The 20,629-nt window shown below is 72.4% G+C and carries 19 protein-coding genes; 3 read left to right on the top strand and 16 right to left on the bottom strand.

The window, feature by feature from the left end; all coding sequences use genetic code 11:
* Positions 1-9 precede the first annotated feature (9 nt).
* From AB0M18_RS17655 to AB0M18_RS17645, 3 genes are read right to left on the bottom strand one after another with little or no spacing between them, the layout of a single operon-like run.
* Positions 10-354 (bottom strand): hypothetical protein, encoded by a 345-nt coding sequence (locus AB0M18_RS17655; RefSeq protein ID WP_365758838.1) that lies wholly within the window; start codon positions 352-354, stop codon positions 10-12.
* Positions 354-956, bottom strand: a complete 603-nt coding sequence (locus tag AB0M18_RS17650; protein WP_365758836.1) for a DUF6232 family protein — start codon at positions 954-956, stop codon at positions 354-356. The genes AB0M18_RS17655 and AB0M18_RS17650 overlap by 1 nt, the downstream gene beginning before the upstream one ends.
* A gap of 37 nt (positions 957-993) precedes the next feature.
* Complete coding sequence (locus tag AB0M18_RS17645; protein WP_365758834.1) at positions 994-2,277, bottom strand: adenylosuccinate synthase; 1,284 nt, start codon at positions 2,275-2,277, stop codon at positions 994-996.
* Between the two features lie 194 nt (positions 2,278-2,471).
* On the opposite strand from AB0M18_RS17645, the gene AB0M18_RS17640 reads away from it, so the two are divergent.
* Positions 2,472-3,257: a diacylglycerol kinase gene (locus AB0M18_RS17640; RefSeq protein WP_365759253.1), complete on the top strand. Its 786-nt coding sequence runs from the start codon at positions 2,472-2,474 to the stop codon at positions 3,255-3,257.
* On the opposite strand, the gene AB0M18_RS17635 is transcribed toward AB0M18_RS17640, so the two are convergent.
* Positions 3,254-3,709, bottom strand: coding sequence for a MarR family transcriptional regulator (locus AB0M18_RS17635; RefSeq protein WP_365759251.1), 456 nt, complete (start codon positions 3,707-3,709; stop codon positions 3,254-3,256). The genes AB0M18_RS17640 and AB0M18_RS17635 overlap by 4 nt on opposite strands.
* Positions 3,710-3,909: 200 nt before the next feature.
* Between AB0M18_RS17635 and AB0M18_RS17630 the strand changes: the two genes are divergently transcribed.
* Together AB0M18_RS17630 and AB0M18_RS17625 are read left to right on the top strand one after the other, a co-directional pair.
* Entirely contained in the window at positions 3,910-4,806 is an 897-nt protein-coding gene (locus AB0M18_RS17630; RefSeq protein WP_365758832.1) for an ABC transporter ATP-binding protein, read from the top strand.
* Entirely contained in the window at positions 4,803-6,386 is a 1,584-nt protein-coding gene (locus AB0M18_RS17625) for an ABC transporter permease (protein ID WP_365758830.1), read from the top strand. The genes AB0M18_RS17630 and AB0M18_RS17625 overlap by 4 nt, the downstream gene beginning before the upstream one ends.
* Before the next feature lie 79 nt (positions 6,387-6,465).
* Here AB0M18_RS17625 and AB0M18_RS17620 read toward each other — a convergent pair whose 3' ends face one another.
* From AB0M18_RS17620 to fbaA, 12 genes are all read right to left on the bottom strand, one after another.
* Positions 6,466-7,671: a cytochrome P450 gene (locus AB0M18_RS17620; protein ID WP_365758828.1), complete on the bottom strand. Its 1,206-nt coding sequence runs from the start codon at positions 7,669-7,671 to the stop codon at positions 6,466-6,468.
* 9 nt (positions 7,672-7,680) lie between these two features.
* Positions 7,681-8,343, bottom strand: coding sequence for a response regulator transcription factor (locus AB0M18_RS17615; RefSeq protein WP_365758826.1), 663 nt, complete (start codon positions 8,341-8,343; stop codon positions 7,681-7,683).
* A complete protein-coding gene (locus AB0M18_RS17610; RefSeq protein ID WP_365758824.1) occupies positions 8,340-9,707 on the bottom strand; it encodes a histidine kinase in 1,368 nt (455 codons plus the stop codon). The genes AB0M18_RS17615 and AB0M18_RS17610 overlap by 4 nt, the downstream gene beginning before the upstream one ends.
* Before the next feature lie 104 nt (positions 9,708-9,811).
* Positions 9,812-10,684 (bottom strand): alpha/beta hydrolase, encoded by an 873-nt coding sequence (locus AB0M18_RS17605; protein ID WP_365758822.1) that lies wholly within the window; start codon positions 10,682-10,684, stop codon positions 9,812-9,814.
* A 144-nt stretch (positions 10,685-10,828) separates the two neighbouring features.
* Positions 10,829-12,031, bottom strand: coding sequence for a kynureninase (gene kynU, locus AB0M18_RS17600; RefSeq protein ID WP_365758820.1), 1,203 nt, complete (start codon positions 12,029-12,031; stop codon positions 10,829-10,831).
* Complete coding sequence (locus tag AB0M18_RS17595; protein ID WP_365758818.1) at positions 12,024-12,887, bottom strand: tryptophan 2,3-dioxygenase family protein; 864 nt, start codon at positions 12,885-12,887, stop codon at positions 12,024-12,026. Before AB0M18_RS17595 ends, kynU begins: the two co-directional genes overlap by 8 nt.
* A gap of 129 nt (positions 12,888-13,016) precedes the next feature.
* Positions 13,017-13,880, bottom strand: a complete 864-nt coding sequence (locus AB0M18_RS17590; protein WP_365758816.1) for a DUF3152 domain-containing protein — start codon at positions 13,878-13,880, stop codon at positions 13,017-13,019.
* A 181-nt stretch (positions 13,881-14,061) separates the two neighbouring features.
* Positions 14,062-14,475: a DUF3151 domain-containing protein gene (locus tag AB0M18_RS17585; protein WP_365758814.1), complete on the bottom strand. Its 414-nt coding sequence runs from the start codon at positions 14,473-14,475 to the stop codon at positions 14,062-14,064.
* Positions 14,476-14,490: 15 nt separating this feature from the next.
* Positions 14,491-15,966 carry an MFS transporter gene (locus tag AB0M18_RS17580; RefSeq protein ID WP_365758812.1) on the bottom strand — a complete coding sequence of 492 codons (1,476 nt, stop codon included), beginning with the start codon at positions 15,964-15,966 and terminating at the stop codon, positions 14,491-14,493.
* 71 nt (positions 15,967-16,037) lie between these two features.
* Positions 16,038-17,993 (bottom strand): Ig-like domain repeat protein, encoded by a 1,956-nt coding sequence (locus tag AB0M18_RS17575; RefSeq protein WP_365758810.1) that lies wholly within the window; start codon positions 17,991-17,993, stop codon positions 16,038-16,040.
* Positions 17,994-18,097: 104 nt separating this feature from the next.
* Positions 18,098-19,300, bottom strand: coding sequence for a MalY/PatB family protein (locus AB0M18_RS17570; protein WP_365758809.1), 1,203 nt, complete (start codon positions 19,298-19,300; stop codon positions 18,098-18,100).
* Between the two features lie 81 nt (positions 19,301-19,381).
* Entirely contained in the window at positions 19,382-20,404 is a 1,023-nt protein-coding gene (fbaA, locus tag AB0M18_RS17565; RefSeq protein ID WP_365758807.1) for a class II fructose-bisphosphate aldolase, read from the bottom strand.
* Positions 20,405-20,629: the final 225 nt, after the last annotated feature.

Here is a 20,629-nt window from a genome sequence, read left to right as displayed (position 1 = left end):
GGGGGTGGCTCAGCCGCCGAGCATCGGCAGGATCTGCTGGATGAGGAGGAGCGCCGACGCGCCGATCGGCGCCGCGGCCTCGAGGATCCCGCCGACCCGCTCCAGGGCGCTCCGCCGCGCCTCCGGATCGGCGGAGTCGCCGATCGCCGCCTCCGCGGCGGCCACGGTCTGCGCCCCGAGCGGCCGCAGTTGTCCCCGCAGCTCCTGGAGCAGCGGCAGCAACTCCGCGACGGCCCGCTCCAGTTCGGCGGCACCGTCCCCGCCGCCCGTCACGAGCGTCCGCTTGTCGATGCCGGTGCTGTTCGTGGTCTGGTTCATGTGCACCACGTCGCCGTGGTAGTGGTCACCGGCCATCACTTCGCCACCCCCGTGTTGCCGCTGCCGCCGTACATGTTCACGGCGTCTCCGAAGTAGTAGTTGCCGTAGTTGCTGACCGCCAGCGTTCCCACCGAGGCGTGGAACTCCGCGTCCGGCTTGTCGATCGCCTCGGCGATCGAGCGGACGAGCCCTTGCAGGTACTCGGGATTCCCGGTCACCAGGGCCGTGGACTGCCCGTTCGTCTCGATGGCGAGGGCGTCGTGGGACGAGGCGAAGACCACGCCCGCCATCTCGGCGAAGAACCAGAGCAGCAGGGCTACGCCCGCGAACACGGCGAAGCTGAGGACGCCCTCGAAACCGCTGTCACTCGATCCGTACGAGCCCGAGCCCCATGAACTCGACGACGGCGACGTCAGTTCCGCGAGCATCATGAGCAGCAGGAGGACCACGACCGTGATCCCGCCCCGCTTCAGGAAGCGGAGGAACGCCTCCCCGCGCCGGGGCCGGAGCACGAAGGTGTAGACGCGGACGATGTTCTCCAGCGGGTAGGCACCTCCGTGCACCCACAGCAGCCGCTTGCTGATGACAAGACCGTACCCGGGCGGCGGGCCTGGCCGCAGATGCGAAGAGGCCCGCACCCGTCCTTCACGACGGGGGCGGGCCTCTTCGGTGTGACTACAGGAACGAGTTGATCTCGATCGTCTCGTCACGGCCCGGGCCCACGCCGATCGCGGAGATCGGGGCGCCGGACATGTCCTCCAGGGCCTTCACGTACGCCTGCGCGTTCTTCGGCAGGTCGGCGAAGGTCTTGGCCTTGGTGATGTCCTCCGACCAGCCCGGCAGCATCTCGTAGACGGGCTTCGCGTGGTGGAAGTCGGTCTGCGAGTAGGGCAGCTCCTCGACGCGCTTGCCGTCGATCTCGTACGCGACACACACCGGGATCTGCTCCCAGCCGGTCAGCACGTCGAGCTTGGTGAGGAAGAAGTCGGTCAGGCCGTTCACGCGGGTCGCGTAGCGGGCGATGACCGCGTCGAACCAGCCGCAGCGGCGGTCACGGCCGGTGGTCACGCCACGCTCGCCGCCGATGCGGCGCAGCGCCTCGCCGTCCTCGTCGAAGAGCTCGGTCGGGAACGGGCCGGCGCCGACGCGGGTCGTGTACGCCTTGAGGATGCCGATGACCCGGCTGATCTTCGTCGGGCCCACGCCCGCGCCCGTGCAGGCACCGCCGGCGGTCGGGTTCGAGGAGGTGACGAAGGGGTACGTGCCGTGGTCGACGTCGAGCAGGGTGCCCTGGCCGCCCTCGAAGAGCACGACCTTGTCGTCGTCGAGCGCCTTGTTGAGGATCAGGGTGGTGTCGGCGACGAAGGGCTTGATCTGCTCCGCGTACTGGAGCATCTCCTCGACGATCTGCGCGGCGTCGATCGCCCGGCGGTTGTAGAGCTTGGCGAGCAGCTGGTTCTTGCCCTCCAGCGCCGCCTCGACCTTCTGGGTGAGGATCGACTCGTCGTACAGGTCCTGGACCCGGATGCCGACGCGGTTGATCTTGTCGGCGTAGGTCGGGCCGATGCCGCGGCCCGTGGTGCCGATCTTGCGCTTGCCGAGGAACCGTTCCGTCACCTTGTCGAGGGTGACGTTGTACGGGGTGATCAGATGGGCGTTACCGCTGATCAGGAGCTTGGAGGTGTCGACGCCGCGCTCGTTCAGCCCGCTCAGCTCGGAGAGCAGGACCGCCGGGTCGACGACGACGCCGTTTCCGATGACCGGGGTGCACCCCGGGGAGAGGATTCCGGAAGGGAGAAGGTGCAGCGCGTACTTCTGGTCGCCGACGACGACCGTGTGGCCGGCGTTGTTGCCGCCCTGGTAACGCACTACGTAGTCAACGGACCCGCCGAGCAGGTCGGTGGCCTTTCCCTTGCCCTCGTCACCCCACTGAGCACCGAGCAGCACAAGTGCGGGCACAGGCGTACACCCCTTCCGGGCGGGGCAAGACCAAGGTCAGGGGGCCGACGCCGCCTCACCGGTGTGCCCCGGAATAGACGAAGCCCCTGGCGCAATAGCGCAAGGGGCTCTTGCACAAAGAGACTACCCGAGGAAGGACCGAGGTGTCGGATCACGACCAGCTGCTGGTCATCGTCGACCCGGTCGCCCGCCGAATGGACGGCGAGTCCGTACGGATCGCGAAGGATGTGCTGTCGGCGGGCGCCGAAGCGAAGATCTGCCTGCCGGAGGGTCCGGAGGAATTCTCCCGGGCCCTGGCCCGGCGCGGCTCCCGGCGCCCCGTCGTCCTCGGCGACGACCGCGCGCTGCTGCGCGCCGTGACCCTGCTGCACGGTGGGCGGGACCCGGGCGGAGCGGGCGGCGGCGCGGGCGGTACGACGGCCCTCGCGATGGTGCCGATCGGCTCGGCCGACCGGGTGGCGACGGCCCGCGCGCTCGGCGTGCCGCCGGGGACGGTCGCCGCCGCGCGGACGGTGCTCGACGGGACGGTACGGCGGCTCGACCTGCTCGTCGACGACAGCGGCGGCGTCGTGCTCGACCGCCTCGACGTGCCGGCCTCGGGAGGCGGTCCCGCGCCAGCGCCGCCGACCGTCTGGAACACCTGCCGCTCCCTGGTCCGCACCCTGGTGCGGCCCGCGCCGGCGGTCCTCGCCGCGCCCGTCCACCGGCTGCGCGTCGAGGCGGACGGGGAGCTGCTCAGCGACCTCGACACCCCGCTCGCCGGGCTCACCGCCCGCACCCTGGCGGGCGCTCTGGCCCTGACCCTCCGCCCCCCGGGCGACGGGCCGGCCCGCACCACCACCGCCGCCCGCACCCTGACCGTCGCGGGCCCCGACTTCCGCTACCGCGCCGACACGGCGGTCTCCGGCCCGGTCCGCCGCCGGACCTGGACGGTCCGGGCGGGGGCGTGGGCGCTGACGGTGCCGCGGGAGGCGCCTTAGGCCCCCGCCGCCCCCGCCGCCCTCTCCGTCTTCTCCGTCTTCTCCGTGTCCTTGCGGGTGCGCCAGCGGTCCATGATTCCGGCCATCTCGCCGTGCAGGAAGGCGAAGAACTCGGCGGTCTCGGCGAGCCGGCGGCCCGCCGCCGTGTCCGTGCCGAGGGTGTCGGTGCCCTCGCGCAGGATCTTCTCCCAGCGGCTGAGGACCTGGTCGCGGCGGGTGAAGGTCTCGTACCAGAGCTCGTTGTGGAGCACGTACAGGTCGCGGCGGGTGCCGGGGTCGCGCTCGCGGCTGACCATGTCGACCTGGGAGAGGTAGCGCACCGCGCCGGAGACGGCGGCGGGGCTGATCTGAAGCCGTTCGGCCAGTTCCGCCGAGGTCATGGAGGCGGTCTCGGAGGCGAGCAGGGCCGCGAAGACGCGGGAGGCCATGCGCTGCATGCCGGCCGCGGTCATCTCGGCGGCGAAGCGCTCCACGAAGCGGGCCGTGACGTCGTCCTCGGCCGTGCTCACCGTGTCCGTCGTGTTCACCGTGCTCGCCGTGTCCGCCGTCATGTCCTCAGCCCTGCCCTCAGTCATGCCGTCCACTATCTCACCCACTTTCCATACGCTTCTTTAACTTCACAAGTTTGTGAAAGTAGCGTACGTTCTGAACCATGACGAAGGCAATCACCGTCGCCGGACTCCACAAGGCGTTCGGGCGCACCCACGCACTGGACGGCCTCGACCTCACCGTCGAGACCGGCGAGGTCCACGGCTTCCTCGGCCCCAACGGCGCCGGGAAGTCCACCACCATCCGGGTCCTCCTCGGGCTGCTGCGCGCCGACTCCGGCGCCGCCCAGGTGCTCGGCCGGGACCCCTGGTCCGACGCCGTCGAGCTGCACAAGCGCATCGCCTACGTCCCCGGCGACGTCACCCTGTGGCGCAACCTCTCCGGCGGCGAGGTCATCGACCTCTTCGGGCGGCTGCGCGGCGGCCTCGACAAGGCCCGGCGGGCGGAGCTGATCGAGCGCTTCGAGCTCGACCCCACCAAGAAGGGCCGCACCTACTCCAAGGGCAACCGGCAGAAGGTCGCCCTGGTCGCCGCCTTCGCCTCCGACGCCGACCTGTACATCCTCGACGAGCCGACCAGCGGCCTCGACCCGCTGATGGAGGAGGTCTTCCAGAGCTGCGTCGACGAGGCCCGCGGGCGCGGCGCGACCATCCTGCTCTCCAGCCACATCCTCAGCGAGGTCGAGGAGCTCTGCGACCGGGTGAGCATCATCCGCCAGGGGCAGACCGTGGAGAGCGGTTCGCTCGCGGACCTGCGGCACCTCACCCGTACCAGCGTCACCGCCGAACTCGCCGCCTCCCCCAACGGCCTCTCCCACCTGCCCGGCGTCCACGACCTGGACGTCCAGGGCAGGCGGGTCCGGCTCCAGGTCGACACCGACAAGCTCGACGCGGTGCTGCGGTCCCTGACCGAGTCGGGCGTCCGGTCCCTGACCAGCACGCCGCCCACCCTTGAGGAGCTCTTCCTCCGGCACTACAGCGACGAGGTGACGGCGCGATGAGCACGCTCACCGTCCCGCTGACCGGGACCGGGTCCCTGACCCGGCTCGCGCTGCGCCGCGACCGGGTCATGATGCCGATCTGGGCCGTCGTCGTCGGCGGCATGGTCGCCAGTGGCGTCGGCTCGATCCAGGCCCTGTACGACACCCCCGCCGCCCGTGCCCAGGTCGCCGGCGCGATGAGCGGCAACAGCTCCCTGCGGGCCCTGTACGGACCGGTCTTCGACGACTCGGTCGGCGGGCTCGTGGCCTGGCGGTTCGGCGTCTTCAGCGCCACCCTCGCCGCCGTGATGAGCCTGATCATCGTCGTCCGGCACACCCGCGAGGAGGAGGAGACGGGCCGTCAGGAGATGCTCTCCTCCGCCGTGGTGGGCCGCCGTGCGCCGCTGACCGCCACCCTGCTCGCCGCCCTGCTCGCCAACACCCTCGTCGCCCTGATCATCACGGCCGGACTCGCCGGCCAGGGCGCGGGCGGGGCGCTCGCCCTCGGCCTCGCGGTCGGCGGGACCGGGATGCTCTTCGCCACCATGGCCGCGATCGTCGCCCAGCTCACCGAGAGCGCACGGCTCGCGAAGGGCCTCACGGCGGGCGTCCTCGGCACCGCGTTCCTGCTGCGGGCCGCCGGTGACTCCGGAAAGGCCGACGGGTCTTCGGTCCTGACCTGGCTGTCCCCGATCGGCTGGGCCGAGCACGTGCGCCCGTACGACGGCGAGCGCTGGTGGGTGCTCCTCCTGATCGGCGCCGCCGTCCTCGTACAGGCGGGCATCGCCTACGCGTTGACGAACCGCCGCGATGTCGGCATGAGCTTCCTGCCGACCCGGCCGGGACCGGCCGAGGGGCGGCTCGCGACGGCCGGGGCCCTCGCCTGGCGGCTCCAGCGCGGCGGGCTGCTCGGCTGGTCGATCGGCTTCCTCGTCGCCGGGATCGCCTTCGGCGGCATGGCCTCCGGTGCGGCGGACATCGTCGGCGACAACGAGCAGGCCCGCGAGATCTTCGAGCGGATGGGCGGGCAGTCGGCGCTGGAGAGCGCGTTCCTCGCCGCGATGATCGGGATGTTCGGCATGATCGCGGCGCTGTACGCGGTGGGGTCGGTGCTGCGGCTGAACGGCGAGGAGACCTCGGGGCGGGCGGAGCCGATCCTGGCCAACGCCGTCGGCCGGGTCCGCTGGGCGGCCGGCCACCTGGTGATCGCCTTCGCGGGCGCCGCACTGATCATGCTGCTCAGCGGCGTCGGGCTCTCCCTCACCTACGGCAAGGACCTCGGCCCGATCCTCGGCGCCTGCCTGGTCCAGCTGCCCGCGATCTGGACGCTCGCGGGGGTCGCGGTCCTGTTCCACGGCGCCTTCCCCAAGGCCGCGGTGGCCGGGTGGGCGGCGGCCGGGATCTGCCTGGTCATCGGCTGGATCGGCCCGGCCCTGAACCTGCCCCAGTCGGTCCTGAACCTCTCCCCCTTCGGGCACCTGCCGAAGCTGCCCGGCCAGGACATGGCCTGGACCCCGGTCCTGGCCCTGACCGCCCTCGCGGTGGCGCTTGTCGCCGCGGGCCTGGCGGGGCTGCGGCGGCGGGACCTCATGGCGTCCTGACCTCCGGTCCGACCGTCCAAGGGCCCCCGGGAACGGGGGCCCTTCGCCATGAGGCCCCTGGGGCCCCTCAGCCCCTGGGTCACACCTCCACAAGCAGCTCCTTGAAGCCCCGGATCACATACCCCGGCTTCCACTCCGGCTCGGCGGCGAGCCGCAGCCCCGGCGCCTGCTTCAGCAACTCGGCGAAGACGGCCGTGAGTTCGAGACGGGCGAGCGGGGCGCCGAGGCAGTAGTGGATGCCGGCGCCGAAGGTGATGTGCGGGTTGTCGGCGCGGGTCAGGTCGAGCGTGTCGGCGGTCGGGCCGAAGCGGGCGGGGTCGCGGTTGGCGGAGCCGAAGAGCAGGGCGACCTCGGAGCCGCGCGGGATGACGACCCCGCCGAGCTCGATGTCGTCGAGGACCCAGCGCTCGAACATCTGCAGCGGAGTGTCGTAGCGCAGCAGTTCTTCCACAGCTGTGGACAACTTTTCGGGATCGGGCCGCACGCCCCGGCTCAGCAGCGTCCACCAGCCGTTGACCGTGGTGTTCACGGTCGCCTCGTGGCCCGCGTTCAGCAGCAGCACACAGGTGGAGATCATCTCCTGCTCGGTCAGCTCCGGGACACCGAGCAGGCCCGAGATCAGGTCGTCGCCCGGGTTCTTGCGGCGGCGGGCGAGCAGTTCGCGCAGGTAGTCGGAGAACTCGATCGAGGCGCGCACCGCCCGGCGGGCCGTCTCCTCGGAGGGGTTGAGCTCGAACATCCCGCAGATGTCCGCCGACCAGGGCCGCAGCCTCGCCCGTTCCTCGTCCTCCGCCGGGATGCCGAGCATCTCGGCGATCACCGCCACGGGCAGGGGTTCCGCGACCCGGGCGAGGAGGTCGCCGCCGCCGTCCGCGACCAGGCCGGCGACCAGCTCGCGGGCCAGCCGCCGTACGGTCGGCGCCAGGTTCTCCACCGTCCTCGGCGTGAACGCCGTCGACACCAGGCGCCGGATCCGGGTGTGGTCGGCGCCCTCCAGGTCGAGCAGCCCATGGTCGTTGAGCGTGTGGAAGGGCTCGTGGGCCGCGTCCGGCGCCTCCCGGCCGAACTCCTCGTGCGCGAAACGGTGGGTGTACGTACGGCCCAGGCGGCGGTCCCGCAGCAGCGCCGACACGTCCTCGTAGTGCGGGATCAGCCACTGGTGGGTCGGGCCGTGCCAGTGCGCGCGGCCGGAGGCGCGCAGCCGCGCGTAGGCCGGGTAGGGATCGGCGACGAACTCCGGGGACCAGGGGTCGAAAGCGGCGTGAGCGGCATCGGCAGCATCCATGACTGGACGCTACCCGCCGACCTGCACCAGTCGCGCCTCGTACGCGAAGACCGCCGCCTGCGTCCGGTCGCGCAGGCCCAGCTTCACCAGGATGCGGCTCACATGGGTCTTGATGGTGGACTCGGCGACGACGAGGTGGTCGGCGATCTCGGCGTTGGACAGGCCCTGGGCGATCAGCACGAGGACCTCCGTCTCGCGCTCGGTCAGCTCGCCGATCCGCGCGACGGCGGGCGGGCGCGGCGAGACGGCCGCCGCCTTGGCGAACTCGGTGATCAGGCGCCGGGTGACGGTCGGCGCGAGCAGCGCCTCGCCGGCCGCGACCACCCGGACGCCCTCGGCGAGCTGCCGGGCCGAGGCGTCCTTGAGGAGGAAGCCGGAGGCGCCGGCGCGCAGCGCCTGGTAGACGTACTCGTCCAGGTCGAAGGTGGTGAGCACGAGGACCTTCGCGTCGGCGTCGGCCGCGACGATCTCGCGGGTGGCCTCGATGCCGTTCATCTCCGGCATGCGGATGTCCATGAGGACCACGTCGGGGCGCAGGGCGGCGACCTGGGCTACGGCCTCGCGGCCGTTCACCGCCTCGCCGACCACCTCGATGTCGGGCATGGCGCCGAGCAGCACCGAGAAGCCCTCGCGGACCATCATCTGGTCGTCGACGATCAGCACCCGGATCACGGCTGCGGCTCCTCTCGGTCACGGCTCACGGGGACGAAGACGGTGACCTCGTAGCCGCCGTCGGCGGTGGCCTCGGCGGTCATCTCGCCGCCCAGCATCGTGACACGCTCCCGCATGCCGGTGATGCCGTGCCCGGCGCCCATCGAATGGGGCGGGCGCAGCCCTCCCTGAGGGGCGGTGGCCGGGTGACGGGCGGGATTCACAAGCCCCCGCGCCGGGCCGTTGGCGATGCGCAGGCCGAGGCCGCCGAGGACGTAGCCGATCTCGACCCGGGCGGCGGCGCCGGGAGCGTGCCGCAGCACGTTCGACAGGGCCTCCTGGACGATCCGGTACGCGGAGAGCTCGACGCCCTGCGGCAGTTCGCGGACCGCGCCGGTCACCGCCTTCTCGACGTCGAGACCGGCCTCGCGGACGTTGGCAACCAGGGCGTCGAGGTCGGCGAGGGTGGGCTGCGGCGCGTCCGGCGCCTCGTAGTCCTCGGCGCGTACGACCCCGAGGATGCGGCGCAGCTCGGTGAGCGCGGCCACCGCGTTCTCGCGGATGGTGACGAAGGCCTGCTCCAGCTCCGGCGGCGGGTTCTCGACGCGGTACGGGGCGGCCTCGGCCTGGATCGCGACCACCGACATGTGGTGGGCGACGACGTCGTGCAGCTCGCGGGCGATGGTGGTGCGCTCCTCCAGGAGGGTCCGCTTGGAGCGCTCGACGGCGGTGACGCTCTGCTGGGCGGTGACCTCGCGGCGGGCCTGGCGGCGGACCTGGGAGGTCGTGACGAGCAGGAGGCCGACCCCGGCGGTGAACAGCAGCGCGACGGCGTCGCCGGCGCCGTTCGCACCGATGAGGACCGTGGCGAAGAGGGCGTAGCCGGCGGTGACCAGCCACATCCAGCCGGCGGTGCGCGGCCTGGTGCGCAGGGCGACGACGACGAGGACCACGAGGTGGGCGGCGAACGAGTTCGGGGCCCACGGCCACTCTCCGCCGTATCGGCCGAGGAAGGCGATGAAGGGCGTGGAGACGAGCGACGCCCAGAAGGCCAGCATCGGACGTATCAGGGTGAGCACCACGGTCGCGGCCGGAACGGCGGTGTAGACGAGCACCGCCGGATTCAGGGGGCTGTCGGCCTGGGCGATCCCGAGGAAGAAGACGATCATCGCGGCGACGCCGACGACGAGGTGCGGGAGCACGCCGAGTTCGTCGCGGATCCGCTCCGGGAGGAAGCGGAGCGGCCCGCGGCTCAGGTCCATACGCGCCAGCGGGCGGTAGGCGAAGGCGTCGGTGAAGAGGTCCGCGCGCAGACCGCCGAGCGCCTTCAGGGTCAGGCGGAGCTCGGGGCTGCGGCTCGGTTCGGTGGTCCGGGTCGAAGTCACCCGACCACCGTACGGGCGGCCCGCGCCGGGGTCGTCCGGCTGCGTACGGATCCCGGCGGGTCCCCCTTGAGGACTACCCGCGCCCCACCCGAGCCCACCGTGCCCTAGAACGCCAGCTGGGCGATCTCCTCCGCGACCACGGCGCAGGCGTCCGCCGCCGGGTCGATCAGCGGGAAGTGGCCGACGTCCTCCAGGAACGTGCAGCCGACGGTCTCGCCGGCCTCGGCCGCCGCGGCTGCGTAGGCCTCGACGACGGCGGGCGGCACGACGATGTCGGTGCGGCCCTGGACGAGGGTGGTGGCGATGCCGGTCGGCAGCAGGACGGCGGGGTCGGAGAGCGCCGCGCGGGCGGCGAGGTCGGCGTCGCCGCCGAGCAGTTCGGTGACCGCGCCGCCGCACACGTCGAGTTCGACGGCGCGCGTGAAGTGGGCGATCGGGGCGAGCGCCACGACCCCGCGCAGTGCGGGCGGGGCGGGCAGCCGCCAGGGCGAGCCGGCCGGCAGGACGTGCCGGGCGGCGGCCCACAGGGCGAGGTGGCCGCCCGCGGAGTGGCCGGTGAGCACGGTGCGGCGCGGGTCGGCCTGCGGCAGGTGCGCGGCGGCGAGGCCGGGGAGCGCGTCGAGCGCGGCGGCGACGTCGTCGAAGGTCTCGGGCCAGCGGCCGGCGACCGGGGCGGTGCCGCCCTGGCGGGGGATGTCGCTGCCGCGCCGGTACTCGACGCTCGCGACGGCGAAGCCGCGGCGGGCCAGGAAGTCCACGAAAGGGGTCAGGTGCTGCCGGTCGTACGGCGCGCGCCAGGCGCCGCCGTGCAGGGCGACGACCAGGGGCGCGCTCGCCCGGCCGTCGCGCGGCGCGTAGAAGTCGACGACCTGGTCGGGGTGCGCACCGTACGCGGCGGAGGCGTCCGGGGCGACGGCCGGGTGCGAGAAGGCCGATGCCTCTTCGGCGGCGTCGCGTGCGGCAGGGTCGTCCGGCATGGTGCTTCAACCTCTCCTCGTACAGGGCCGATTGACGGGTCCGTCGGCCTGACCTGCGGGGACCGTACCAGGAGTGCGGCCCCCACAGATCAGATGATCGGCCGATGATCGGACTCGTTACGAGGAGGATCGGGCCTGGGCGGGTCAGGCCGCCGGGACGTCCCGAAGCACGTCGGCGAGCACCCGCGCCGCGCGCTCCGCGTCCGCGAAGCCCACGTACAGCGGGGTGAAGCCGAACCGCAGGATGTCCGGGCGGCGCAGGTCGCCGACCACGCCCCGGCGGATCAGCTCCGCCATGACGGCGGGCGCCTCGGCGCAGCGCAGTGCGACCTGGCTTCCGCGCTCGGCGTGCGCGCCGGGGGTCACGGACTCGACCCGGCCCTCGGGGGCGTACGCCCGGACGCACTCCAGGAAGAAGTCCGTCAGGGCGAGCGACTTGGCGCGCACGTCCTCGATCCGGACGCCGTCCCACACGTCGAGGGCGGCCTCCAGGGCCAGCATCGACAGGATGTCGGGCGTGCCGACCCGGCCGCGCACCGCGCCGGCGGCGGCCCGGTAGCCGGGGGTCATGCCGAACGGGTCGGCGTGCGAGTTCCAGCCCGGCAGCGGCGAGTCGAAGCGGTCCTGGTGGCGCTCGGCGACGTACAGGTACGCGGGCGAACCGGGGCCGCCGTTGAGGTACTTGTACGTGCAGCCGACGGCCAGGTCCACACCGTGCTCGTCGAGGCCGACGGGCAGCGCACCGGCGCTGTGGCACAGGTCCCAGACGGCGAGCGCGCCGGCCGCGTGGAGGGCGGCGGTCACGCCGGGCAGGTCCTGGAGCCGGCCGGTGCGGTAGTCGACGTGGTTGACCAGGGCGAGCGCGGTGCGCTCGCCGGCCGCGCCGGGGATCTCGGCCGGGTCGAGCGGCACGATCCGGTGACCGGTGAGGCGTGCCGCGGACTCGGCGATGTACCCGTCCGTGGGAAAGGTCGTGGCGTCGACGAGGATCTCGTCGCGTCCCTCGCCCGCGAGACGGGTGCCCGCGACGATCGCCTTGAAGACGTTCACGCTGGTCGAGTCGCCGACCACGATCTGCCCGGCGGCGGCGCCGACGAGCGGGGCGATGCGGTCGCCGAGCCGCTCGGGCGCGGTCCACCAGCCGGACTCGTCCCAGGAGCGGATGCGCAGCTCGCCCCACTGGCGGGTGATCACGTCGGCCATGACGGCGGGGACGTGCGCGGGCAGCGCGCCGAGCGAGTTGCCGTCGAGGTAGACCGTCCCATCGAGGGAGAACTTCTCGCGGTGCTTGGCCAGTTCGTCGGCCGCGTCGAGCCGGCCGGCCTTCTCGTCGTAGGTCTCAGACATGGCTGCGCGCCGTCCACAGCTCGGGGAACACGTTCTTCTGCGCCCGCTTCTCCAGCCAGGCGACGCCCGCCGAGCCGCCGGTGCCGGTCTTGGCGCCCATGGCGCGCCGGGTGGCCACCAGGTGGTCGTTGCGCCAGCGCCAGACCAGCTCGGCGACGTCACTCAGCGCCTCGCCGAGGCGGACGAGCTCGGCGTTCTGGTCGGCGTCCGCGTAGATCCCGGCCCAGACCGCCTCGACCTCGGGCGAGGGCTCGTAGCGCTGCGCCAGGTCGCGGCCGAGGACCGAGGCCGGCACGGGCAGGCCGCGCCGGGCGAGGAGCCCGAGGACCTCGTCGTACAGGCTGGGCTCCTGGAGGGCCTTCTCCAGCTCGGCGTGGACGCGGGGCGCGCCGCGGTGCGGCACCAGCATGGACGCCGACTTCTCGCCGAGCAGGAACTCCATGCGCCGGTACATCGCCGACTGGAAGCCGGAGCCCTCGCCGAGCGCGCCGCGGTAGGAGTTGAACTGCGCGGGGGTGAGGTGGGCGAGCGGCCGCCAGGAGTGGTTGAGCGCCTCCAGCTCGCGCACCGAGCGCTTGAGCGCGTCCATGGCGACGGGGACGTCGTCCCGGCGCAGCGCGTGGCTCGCGGTCTCCCACTCGTGGACGATCACCGTGAACCACAGCTCCATGACCTGGGTGGTGACCAGGAAGACCATCTCGCCGGGGTCGTCCGAGCGGAGGTGCTGGAGGTGGGTGAGGACGTCCGCCTGGACGTAGTCCTCGTACGGCGTGGTGCCCGCGAAGTCGAGGTTCGGCGCGTCGGCGACGACGTCGGCGACCGAACCGGCTCCGGAGGCATCGGGGAAGGTGGACATTTCTGTCTCCTCGATACGAACTACCGGGTAGCGGTCCGCTCCTCTCGTCCGGCGGTCCATCGACCCGGCCGGCACGGGAGCCCCGGTCCCCTCGGGAGGCGGGCTTCGTCGCACGCACTCCCAAGCGCATCATGACACGAGCGGGCCCTCGATGTAGATCCCTTCTTCGTCATACGGATACGCGTTCGAACGGCAGCCGTTCAGTCCCTTGATCTGCTGCATCATGACGGGCGCGAGCCTGCCCGGCCCCGGGCAGCCCATGTGCCGGCGCAGCCCGATCTCGTGCCCGACCTCGTGGTTGATGATCAGGTGCCGGTACTCGTGGGGCGGGCCCGCGAAGGTCGGGGAGCCGAGCAGCCAGCGCTTGAGGTTGACCACGACTCCGGTGGAGGTCTCGCAGTTCAGCTCGCCGTGGGTGTTCATGCCGTTCGCGGCGCACAGCCGGTCGGCGGTGTCGGGGGTGGCGATCCGGATCACGAAATCGGCGTTCTCACCTGCGCTGACCAGCTGGAAGCGGCCCCGGCCGTGCGCGGCCCAGCCGCGCGGGTGGGCGAGGATCCGTTCGATCTCGGCGGCCGCCTCGCGGGCGGAGATGTCCACGCCGTCCTCGACCTGGACGCGGTAGCGGCGCAGGGTGCCGCCGGCGCCGACGGGCGTGCCGGTGGCCTGGGCGGTGGTGAAGGTGCCCGCGCCGGACTGCGGCACGGTGGTCTTCTTCGGGGTGGGCGTCGGCGTCGGCTTCGGCGTGGCCTTGGGTTTCGGCGTCGGCGTCGGTGTCGGGGTGGCCGGGGCCGTGGTGGGCGGCGGGGTCACGGGCCCCGCCGCCGACGACGCGGCGACGCGCTCGTCCTGCCCCTGGTAGTGCGCGAGGGCGGCCCCGCCGCACAGCGAGACCAGCGCGAGGGCGAGGGCCGGCAGGGCGAGACGGCCTCTCCTCCGCTGTCTCCCCCTTCTGCGGCGACGGTTCTGCTGCGCGGCGCGGCGCTTCCCCAAAGCGGGCTTCCCCCCAAAAGCGGCCTTCCCCCGACGGCCTGGTGTGCGTTCCCGGCGATCGTAACCGTGTGTTCGAACACGCTCGAACGATCGGGGGCGGCTGTTACAGCATGGGTGCACAGGGCCGCCGGGGGCGGAGGTGGCCGGCCGGGCGGTCGGCCGGGGCGGTCGGCCGGGGCGGTCAGCTCAGGGTGTCGGCCGCCGTCGGCGAGGAGTCGCGCAGGAAGGTGGTGCAGCGCTCGGACTCCTCCTTCTCGCCGATCTCGCCGGCCGCCCGGGCCAGGGCGTGCAGGGCCCGCAGGAAGCCGCGGTTCGGCTCGTGCTCCCACGGCACCGGGCCGTGGCCCTTCCAGCCGTTGCGGCGCAGCGCGTCCAGACCGCGGTGGTAGCCGGTGCGGGCGTAGGCGTACGACTCGATGACGCGGCCGCCCTCGTACGCGTCGTCGGCGAGCTGCGCCCACACGAGCGAGGAGGTCGGGTACTTCGCCGCGACGTCGGCGGGCGCGGCCCCGCTCGCCAGGAGCTCACGGGGCTCCGGGTCGTCGGGCAGGTGGGTGGGGGACGGTCCCCCCAGCAGGTTCTCGTGGATGGCCATGGGCCCCAGTCTGCCTCAGCCCGCACCCGCGGCCCGGTCCGTACCCACATCCGTTCCCGCGTCCGTGCCCGGGTCGAGCGGCGGGGCGGTCACGCCGCAGTGGACCTTGCACTCCGGGTGGCAGTCCGCGTGGGCCGGGGTGCGCAGGGTCGTGAAGGCCAGGATCGCGCCCGCCACCAGGACGCCCGCGCAGATCGGCATCGCGCGCCGGAAGGTCTCGCCGAACTCCGCCGCCGAGCGGTACGCCTCCGGGCCCATGCCCGCGAGCAGCGGCAGCGCCGCGACCGCGATCAGTCCCGCCGCCCGGGCCGCCGCGTTGTTGATGCCGCTGGCCAGGCCCGAGCGGGACACGTCCACGGAGGCGAGGACGGTCGCGGTGAGCGGCGCCACCAGCATCGTCATGCCGAGCCCGAGCACCAGCAGGGCCGGCAGCACGTCCGTCAGGTACGAGGCGTCCTCCCCGGCCCGCAGCATCAGCAGCATCCCCGCCGCGCACAGCAGCGGCCCCACCGTCAGCGGCAGCCGCGGCCCGGTCTTCTCGCCGAGCTCGCCCGACTTCGCCGAGAGCAGCAGCATCAGCACCGTCGTCGGCAGCAGCGCCGTACCGGCCTGCAGCGCCGAGTAGCCGGACACCACCTGGAGCTGGAGCGCGGCCAGGAAGAAGAAACCGCTGAACGCCGCGTACACGCACAGCGTCACCAGGTTCACCGCGGTGAACGTCCGGGAGCGGAAGATCGACGGCGGCATCATCGCGCCCTCGCCGCGCCGCCGCTCCACGAGCACGAAGCCGGTGCCGACCAGGACGCCCACGACACCCGGCCACCAGATCTGCGCGATCAGCGCGTACGTGACCAGGGCGAGCGCCGCCGCACCCAGCACCGCGCCGAGCACGTCGAACCGGCCGTGCGCGGCCTGGTCCCGGGACTCCGGGACGTGTCGCAGCGCCACGGGCACACAGACCAGCGCCAGCGGCACGTTCAGCAGGAACACCCACCGCCAGCCGGGGCCGTCCACCAGCCAGCCGCCGACGAACGGCCCGATCGCCGCACCGACCCCGCCGAAGCCGGACCACAGGCCGACGGCCCTGGCCCGGTCGTCCTCGTGGAAACTGGCCTGGATCAGCGCGAGCGAGCCGGGGGTGAGCAGCGCCCCGCCGACGCCCTGGAGGGCGCGGGCGGCGATCAGCACCCCGGCGTTCGGGGCGAGCCCGCACAGCAGCGACGCGACGGCGAACCAGACCACGCCGACCACGAACACCTTGCGCCGCCCATAGCGGTCGCCGAGCGCCCCGCCGAGCAGGATCAGGCCCGCGAGCGTGACCATGTAGGCGTTGACGGTCCACTGCAGGTCGGCCAGGTCGGCGCCGAGGTCCTCGCCGATGTGCGGCAGGGCGACATTGACGACGGTGGAGTCGAGCAGCGCCATCCCGGAGCCGAGGACGGTGGTGAAGACGATCCACCGCCCCGTCCCCGAGGCGAGCCTGATGTCCATGCCCGCATGCTCTCGCGAACGGCGGAGCCCCGCCCGCCGGATGGGCGGACGGGGCTCGACCCGGTGGGTCCTCAGCGGGTGAAGTTGAAGTACTGCCAGGCGCCGTAGACCGTGGTGTTCACGTTGTCACCGGCGTAGCTGTAGCCGTCGATGTAGGCCGCGCGGACGCGGAACCGGTATCCGGCCGCCCCGTCACCGTCCAGCGTCACGTACGCCATGCCGGTGGAGCTCAGCTGGAAGTACTGCGAGCCGGCGTTCCGCCAGGCGCCGTCGTACCAGACCTGGAGATCGAGCCGGGTCCTGCGGTTCGGGTACGAGTTGTGCCACGCCGAGATCAGCGGGTCGGTCGTCTGGTGGTAGGTCCGGTACCAGACGCCGCTGATCTGCGTCCACCGGTAGTGGCGGCTCATCGTGTTCGCCACGCCGGCCCGCGTGTACACGCCGGACCGGGCCTCGGCCGGGGCGTTGCGCGCGTCACCGGCGAAGGTGACGGACACCCAGGTGTCACGGGTCATCTTCAGCTGGGCCGCCAGCTTGCCCTCGGAGTTGACCGTGCCGCGCCGGAGCAGCCTCTTGGGCTCCGGACCCAGCGGGTCCGCCCAGATCTCCACCTCGCGGTTCTTGTACGTCGGGCCGAGCGTGGCCGTGTACCAGACAGGGGTGTTGAAGTTGACGGTGGTTCCGTTGCGGTCAAGGGTCAGCGCGGTCTTGTTCCGCGAGACCTGGACCTGGGCCTTCGCGGCGGCGCTGTTGTGTGTGGCGTCACCGGCGTACTCGACCTTGTAGGCCACGGCGCCGCCCGCGGTGGGCGTGTCCGTGAACGAGAACGCCCCGTTCGCCCCGAGCGCCTTGGTCCCGAGCGCCTTGCCCTGCGGGGCCTCCACGTCGTACCGCGTGACGGTGAGCGGCGTACCGGCCGGGAGGGGCAGGGACGCCGTGACCGTGCCGGAGACGGTGAGCGGCTTGAGCAGGGGTGCGGTCGCGGGAACGTTGACGGTGATGGCCGGCGCGGACATGGTCGGCGTGTCCAGGACGTGCAGGCGGGGGCTCGCCCCGTATGCGGTGGTGACCGCGAAGAGCCGAGTGCCGCCCGGCTCCCAGGCGAGACCGCCGTCGGCGAGGCTGTCCCCGCCGCTGGAGGTACCCGTGCCGGGGAAGTCGTACTGCCGCACGGAGGCGGCCTCGCCGGGCCGGTAGACGAAGACGTCCCGGCCGTACGCCGAGTCGGAGCCCGCGGCGACGGTGCCGTCAGGTGCGACGGCCACGGCGGCACCGTGGTACTCGCTAGCGTAGCTGCCGACCTCGGCGAGGTCCGAGGTCTGCCACACGAAGTGCTGGTTTCCGGCGCCGGCCGTGATGAGACGGTTGCCGTCCGGGGTGTACGCGAGATCGTTGATCATGCTGCGATTGCTCACGCTGTCGGCGGTCCGCGCGGTGCGGCTCGCCGTGCCCGCGGCCACGTCGTACACGCCCACCTTGAACCGGTGGTAGTAGGACGACGCGGCGGCGATGCTGTTCGGGTTCGCCGGCGAGACGGCGAGCCTCGGGGCGCCCGAGTAGTTCGTCTCGGCGTCCAGCGCCAGAGTCACCACGGGCTCGGCACCGGTGATGTCGAGCGAACCGATGTCTCCGTGGTCGCCGTTGCCGTAGCCGAACCAGATCTTTCCGCCCGCGAGCGCGAGGTGCTGCGGGTCGGTGCCCTCGCCTGTCACGTACCGGGCGGTCTCGGTGACCGTCTGCGTCTCCAGGGAGACGACGGCGTCGGCGCCCGGAACCGCGGCGTACAGGCTCCCCGCGTCCCCGGAGAGCGCCAGGCCGGTGACGCCCGGCAGGCCCGCGGCCGTGGCCAGGACCGTGCCGGAGTAGTCGGTCGCGACGATCTTCCCGAGGTTCGGGTCACTGATGAAGATCTTCTGGTGGACGCCGTCCACCACCATGTCGCCCACGGACGACACCGGCAGGACCTTGCTGCTGTCGGCGGCCGCCTGGCTCGCCGTACCCGCGACCAGCGCCGCGGAACTGAACATGACCGCCAGTGCGGTCGTAGTCGAAAGGGTGCGCTTGCGCACGATGAAGAGACCCCCCCTATGAGTCTCCGGCCTCTCACCAACGGAGGCCCGGTGAGCGCAGACTAGATCACGCCGCCGACAGTCCGCCTCCCGGTATCCCCCTGTTCGCTCGTCCGCAGCCGCTGCGCCGCCCGCACCAGTGCGTCCACGCCCCGTTCGGCCTTGGCCCGGGGGCAGCCCAGGTTGAGCCGGACGAAGCCGGGGGTGCCGTAGACGCCGCCGGGCATGATCGCGACCTGTTCCCGGGTGATCAGCTCCTCCTGGAGCGCGGTCTCGTCGATGCCGAGGGGGCGCAGGTCGATCCAGGCGAGGTAGCCGGCCTGCGGCGGGGTCCAGTCGAGCTCCGGGAGTCCGGCGGCGAGCCGCTCGGCCACCATGGCCATGGTGTCGGCGACATAGCCCCGCAGCGCGTCCAGCCAGGGCGCGCCGTGCCGGTAGGCGGCGATGTGCGCGGTGAGGGAGAGCACCGCCGGGGAGCCGAGGCCCTCGCCGGTCTCCATGCGCCCGAGGAACGCGACCCGCTCGTCCGGGTCGCCGAGGAAGCCGTACGAGCCGGAGAGCGCGGGAAAGTTGAAGGCCTTGGTGCCGGAGGTGACCAGGGCCCAGCGGCGGCCCCGGCCGGGTTCGGCGACGGCGGTCCACGGGGTGTGGGTCCGGTCGGCGCGGGTGAGGTCGGCGTGTATCTCGTCGCTGACGACGGCGGCGCCGTGCCGTTCGGCGAGCCGGGCGAACTCCTTCAGCTCCTCGGCCCGCCACACGCGCCCGGTCGGGTTGTGCGGGGAGCAGAGCAGCAGCATCCGGCTGTCGGGCCGGGCGAGCTCGCGCTCCAGGGCCTCCGGGTCGTCGAGCGGCACCCCGCGCAGCTCGCGGCCGAGGCCGGTGACGACCTTGCGGAAGCCGTCGTAGGTGGGGGTGTGCACGACGACCCCGTCGCCGGGCTCGGTCCACATGCGCAGGAGCTGGGAGAGCTGGCTGAGCACGGAGGGGGCGAAGACCATGGCCTCGGTGTCGACCGCGGTGCCGTGGCGGCGCGCGTACCAGTCCCGTACGGCCTCACGGAACGCGCCGAGCCGCCAGTCGGTGTAGCCGAACACCCCGTGGTCGATCCGGGCGTGCAGCGCCTCCAGGACGGCCGGCGGGGAGGCGAAGTCCATGTCGGAGACGGTGAAGGGCAGCAGGCCGGGGACGCCGAAGCGTTCGGCCGCCCCGTCCCAGGTGACCGACGAGGTGCCGTGCCGGTCTATCGCGCGGTCGAAGTCGAACATGTCCACCCCTTTGAGTACGCCGACGGGCCCGGCTCCACTCTCGTGGTGCCGGGCCCGTCGTACAACAGTGCTGACGTGCGCTTACTTCAGCTTGGTGCCGGTCGAGCGCAGCGCGGCGCACGCCTCGGTGACCCGCTTGGCCATGCCGGCCTCGGCGAGCTTGCCCCAGGTGCGCGGGTCGTAGGTGGACTTCTTGCCGACCTCGCCGTCGACCTTCAGGACACCGTCGTAGTTCTTGAACATGTGGTCCGCCACCGGACGCGTGAAGGCGTACTGGGTGTCGGTGTCGAGGTTCATCTTCACCACGCCGTTCTCGAGCGCGGTGGCGATCTCCTCGGCGGTGGAGCCGGAGCCGCCGTGGAACACGAAGTCGAACGGGGAGGCCTTGCCGTACTTCTCGGCGACGCCCGCCTGGAGGTCCTTGAGCAGCTCGGGGCGGAGCACGACGTTGCCCGGCTTGTAGACGCCGTGGACGTTGCCGAAGGAGGCGGCGAGCAGGTAGCGGCCCTTCTCGCCCAGGCCCAGGGCCTCGGCGGTGCGCAGGGCGTCCTCGACGGTGGTGTACAGCTCGTCGTTGATCTCGTGGCTGACGCCGTCCTCCTCGCCACCGGTCGGGGTGATCTCGACCTCGAGGATGATCTTGGCGGCGGCGGCCTTGGCGAGCAGCTCCTGGCCGATGGCCAGGTTGTCGGCCAGGGTCTCGGCCGAGCCGTCCCACATGTGCGACTGGAAGAGCGGGTTCTGCCCGGCCTTCACACGCTCGGCGGAGATGTCGAGCAGCGGACGGACGTAGCCGTCCAGCTTGTCCTTCGGGCAGTGGTCGGTGTGCAGGGCGACCGTGATGTCGTACTTCGCGGCGACGATGTGCGCGAACTCGGCCAGGGCGACGGCGCCCGTGACCATGTCCTTGTTGTACTGGCCGCCCAGGAACTCGGCGCCACCGGTCGAGATCTGGATGATGCCGTCGCTCTCGGCCTCCGCGAAGCCGCGCAGGGCGGCGTGGAGCGTCTGGGACGAGGTGACATTGATGGCCGGGTAGGCGAACTTGCCTGCCTTCGCCCGGTCGAGCATCTCGTTGTAGACCTCGGGGGTTGCGATGGGCATTCGTCCGCTCCTTGTGATGTGCGGGTGTGTGCGTTGCTGTCCCTGACCTGGGGGGCGACGTCATCGTCGCCCCCATCCTTCCAGACTCCGGCGCGGGGTCCCACGGGCGCGGCATGGATGAGGCGGGGTGTTTCACGTGAAACACCCCGCCTCATCGTAAAACCGCAGGTCAGATCCGGTACGAGACGGCCCAGGGCGCTACGTCACGACTTCGCGGCGGTTCCG

The organism is Streptomyces sp. NPDC051909 (genome assembly GCF_040681095.1).
Lineage (GTDB): Bacteria > Actinomycetota > Actinomycetes > Streptomycetales > Streptomycetaceae > Streptomyces.
Note: the sequence above shows the minus strand (reverse complement) of the source record. Positions and strands in the feature narration are given on the sequence as shown.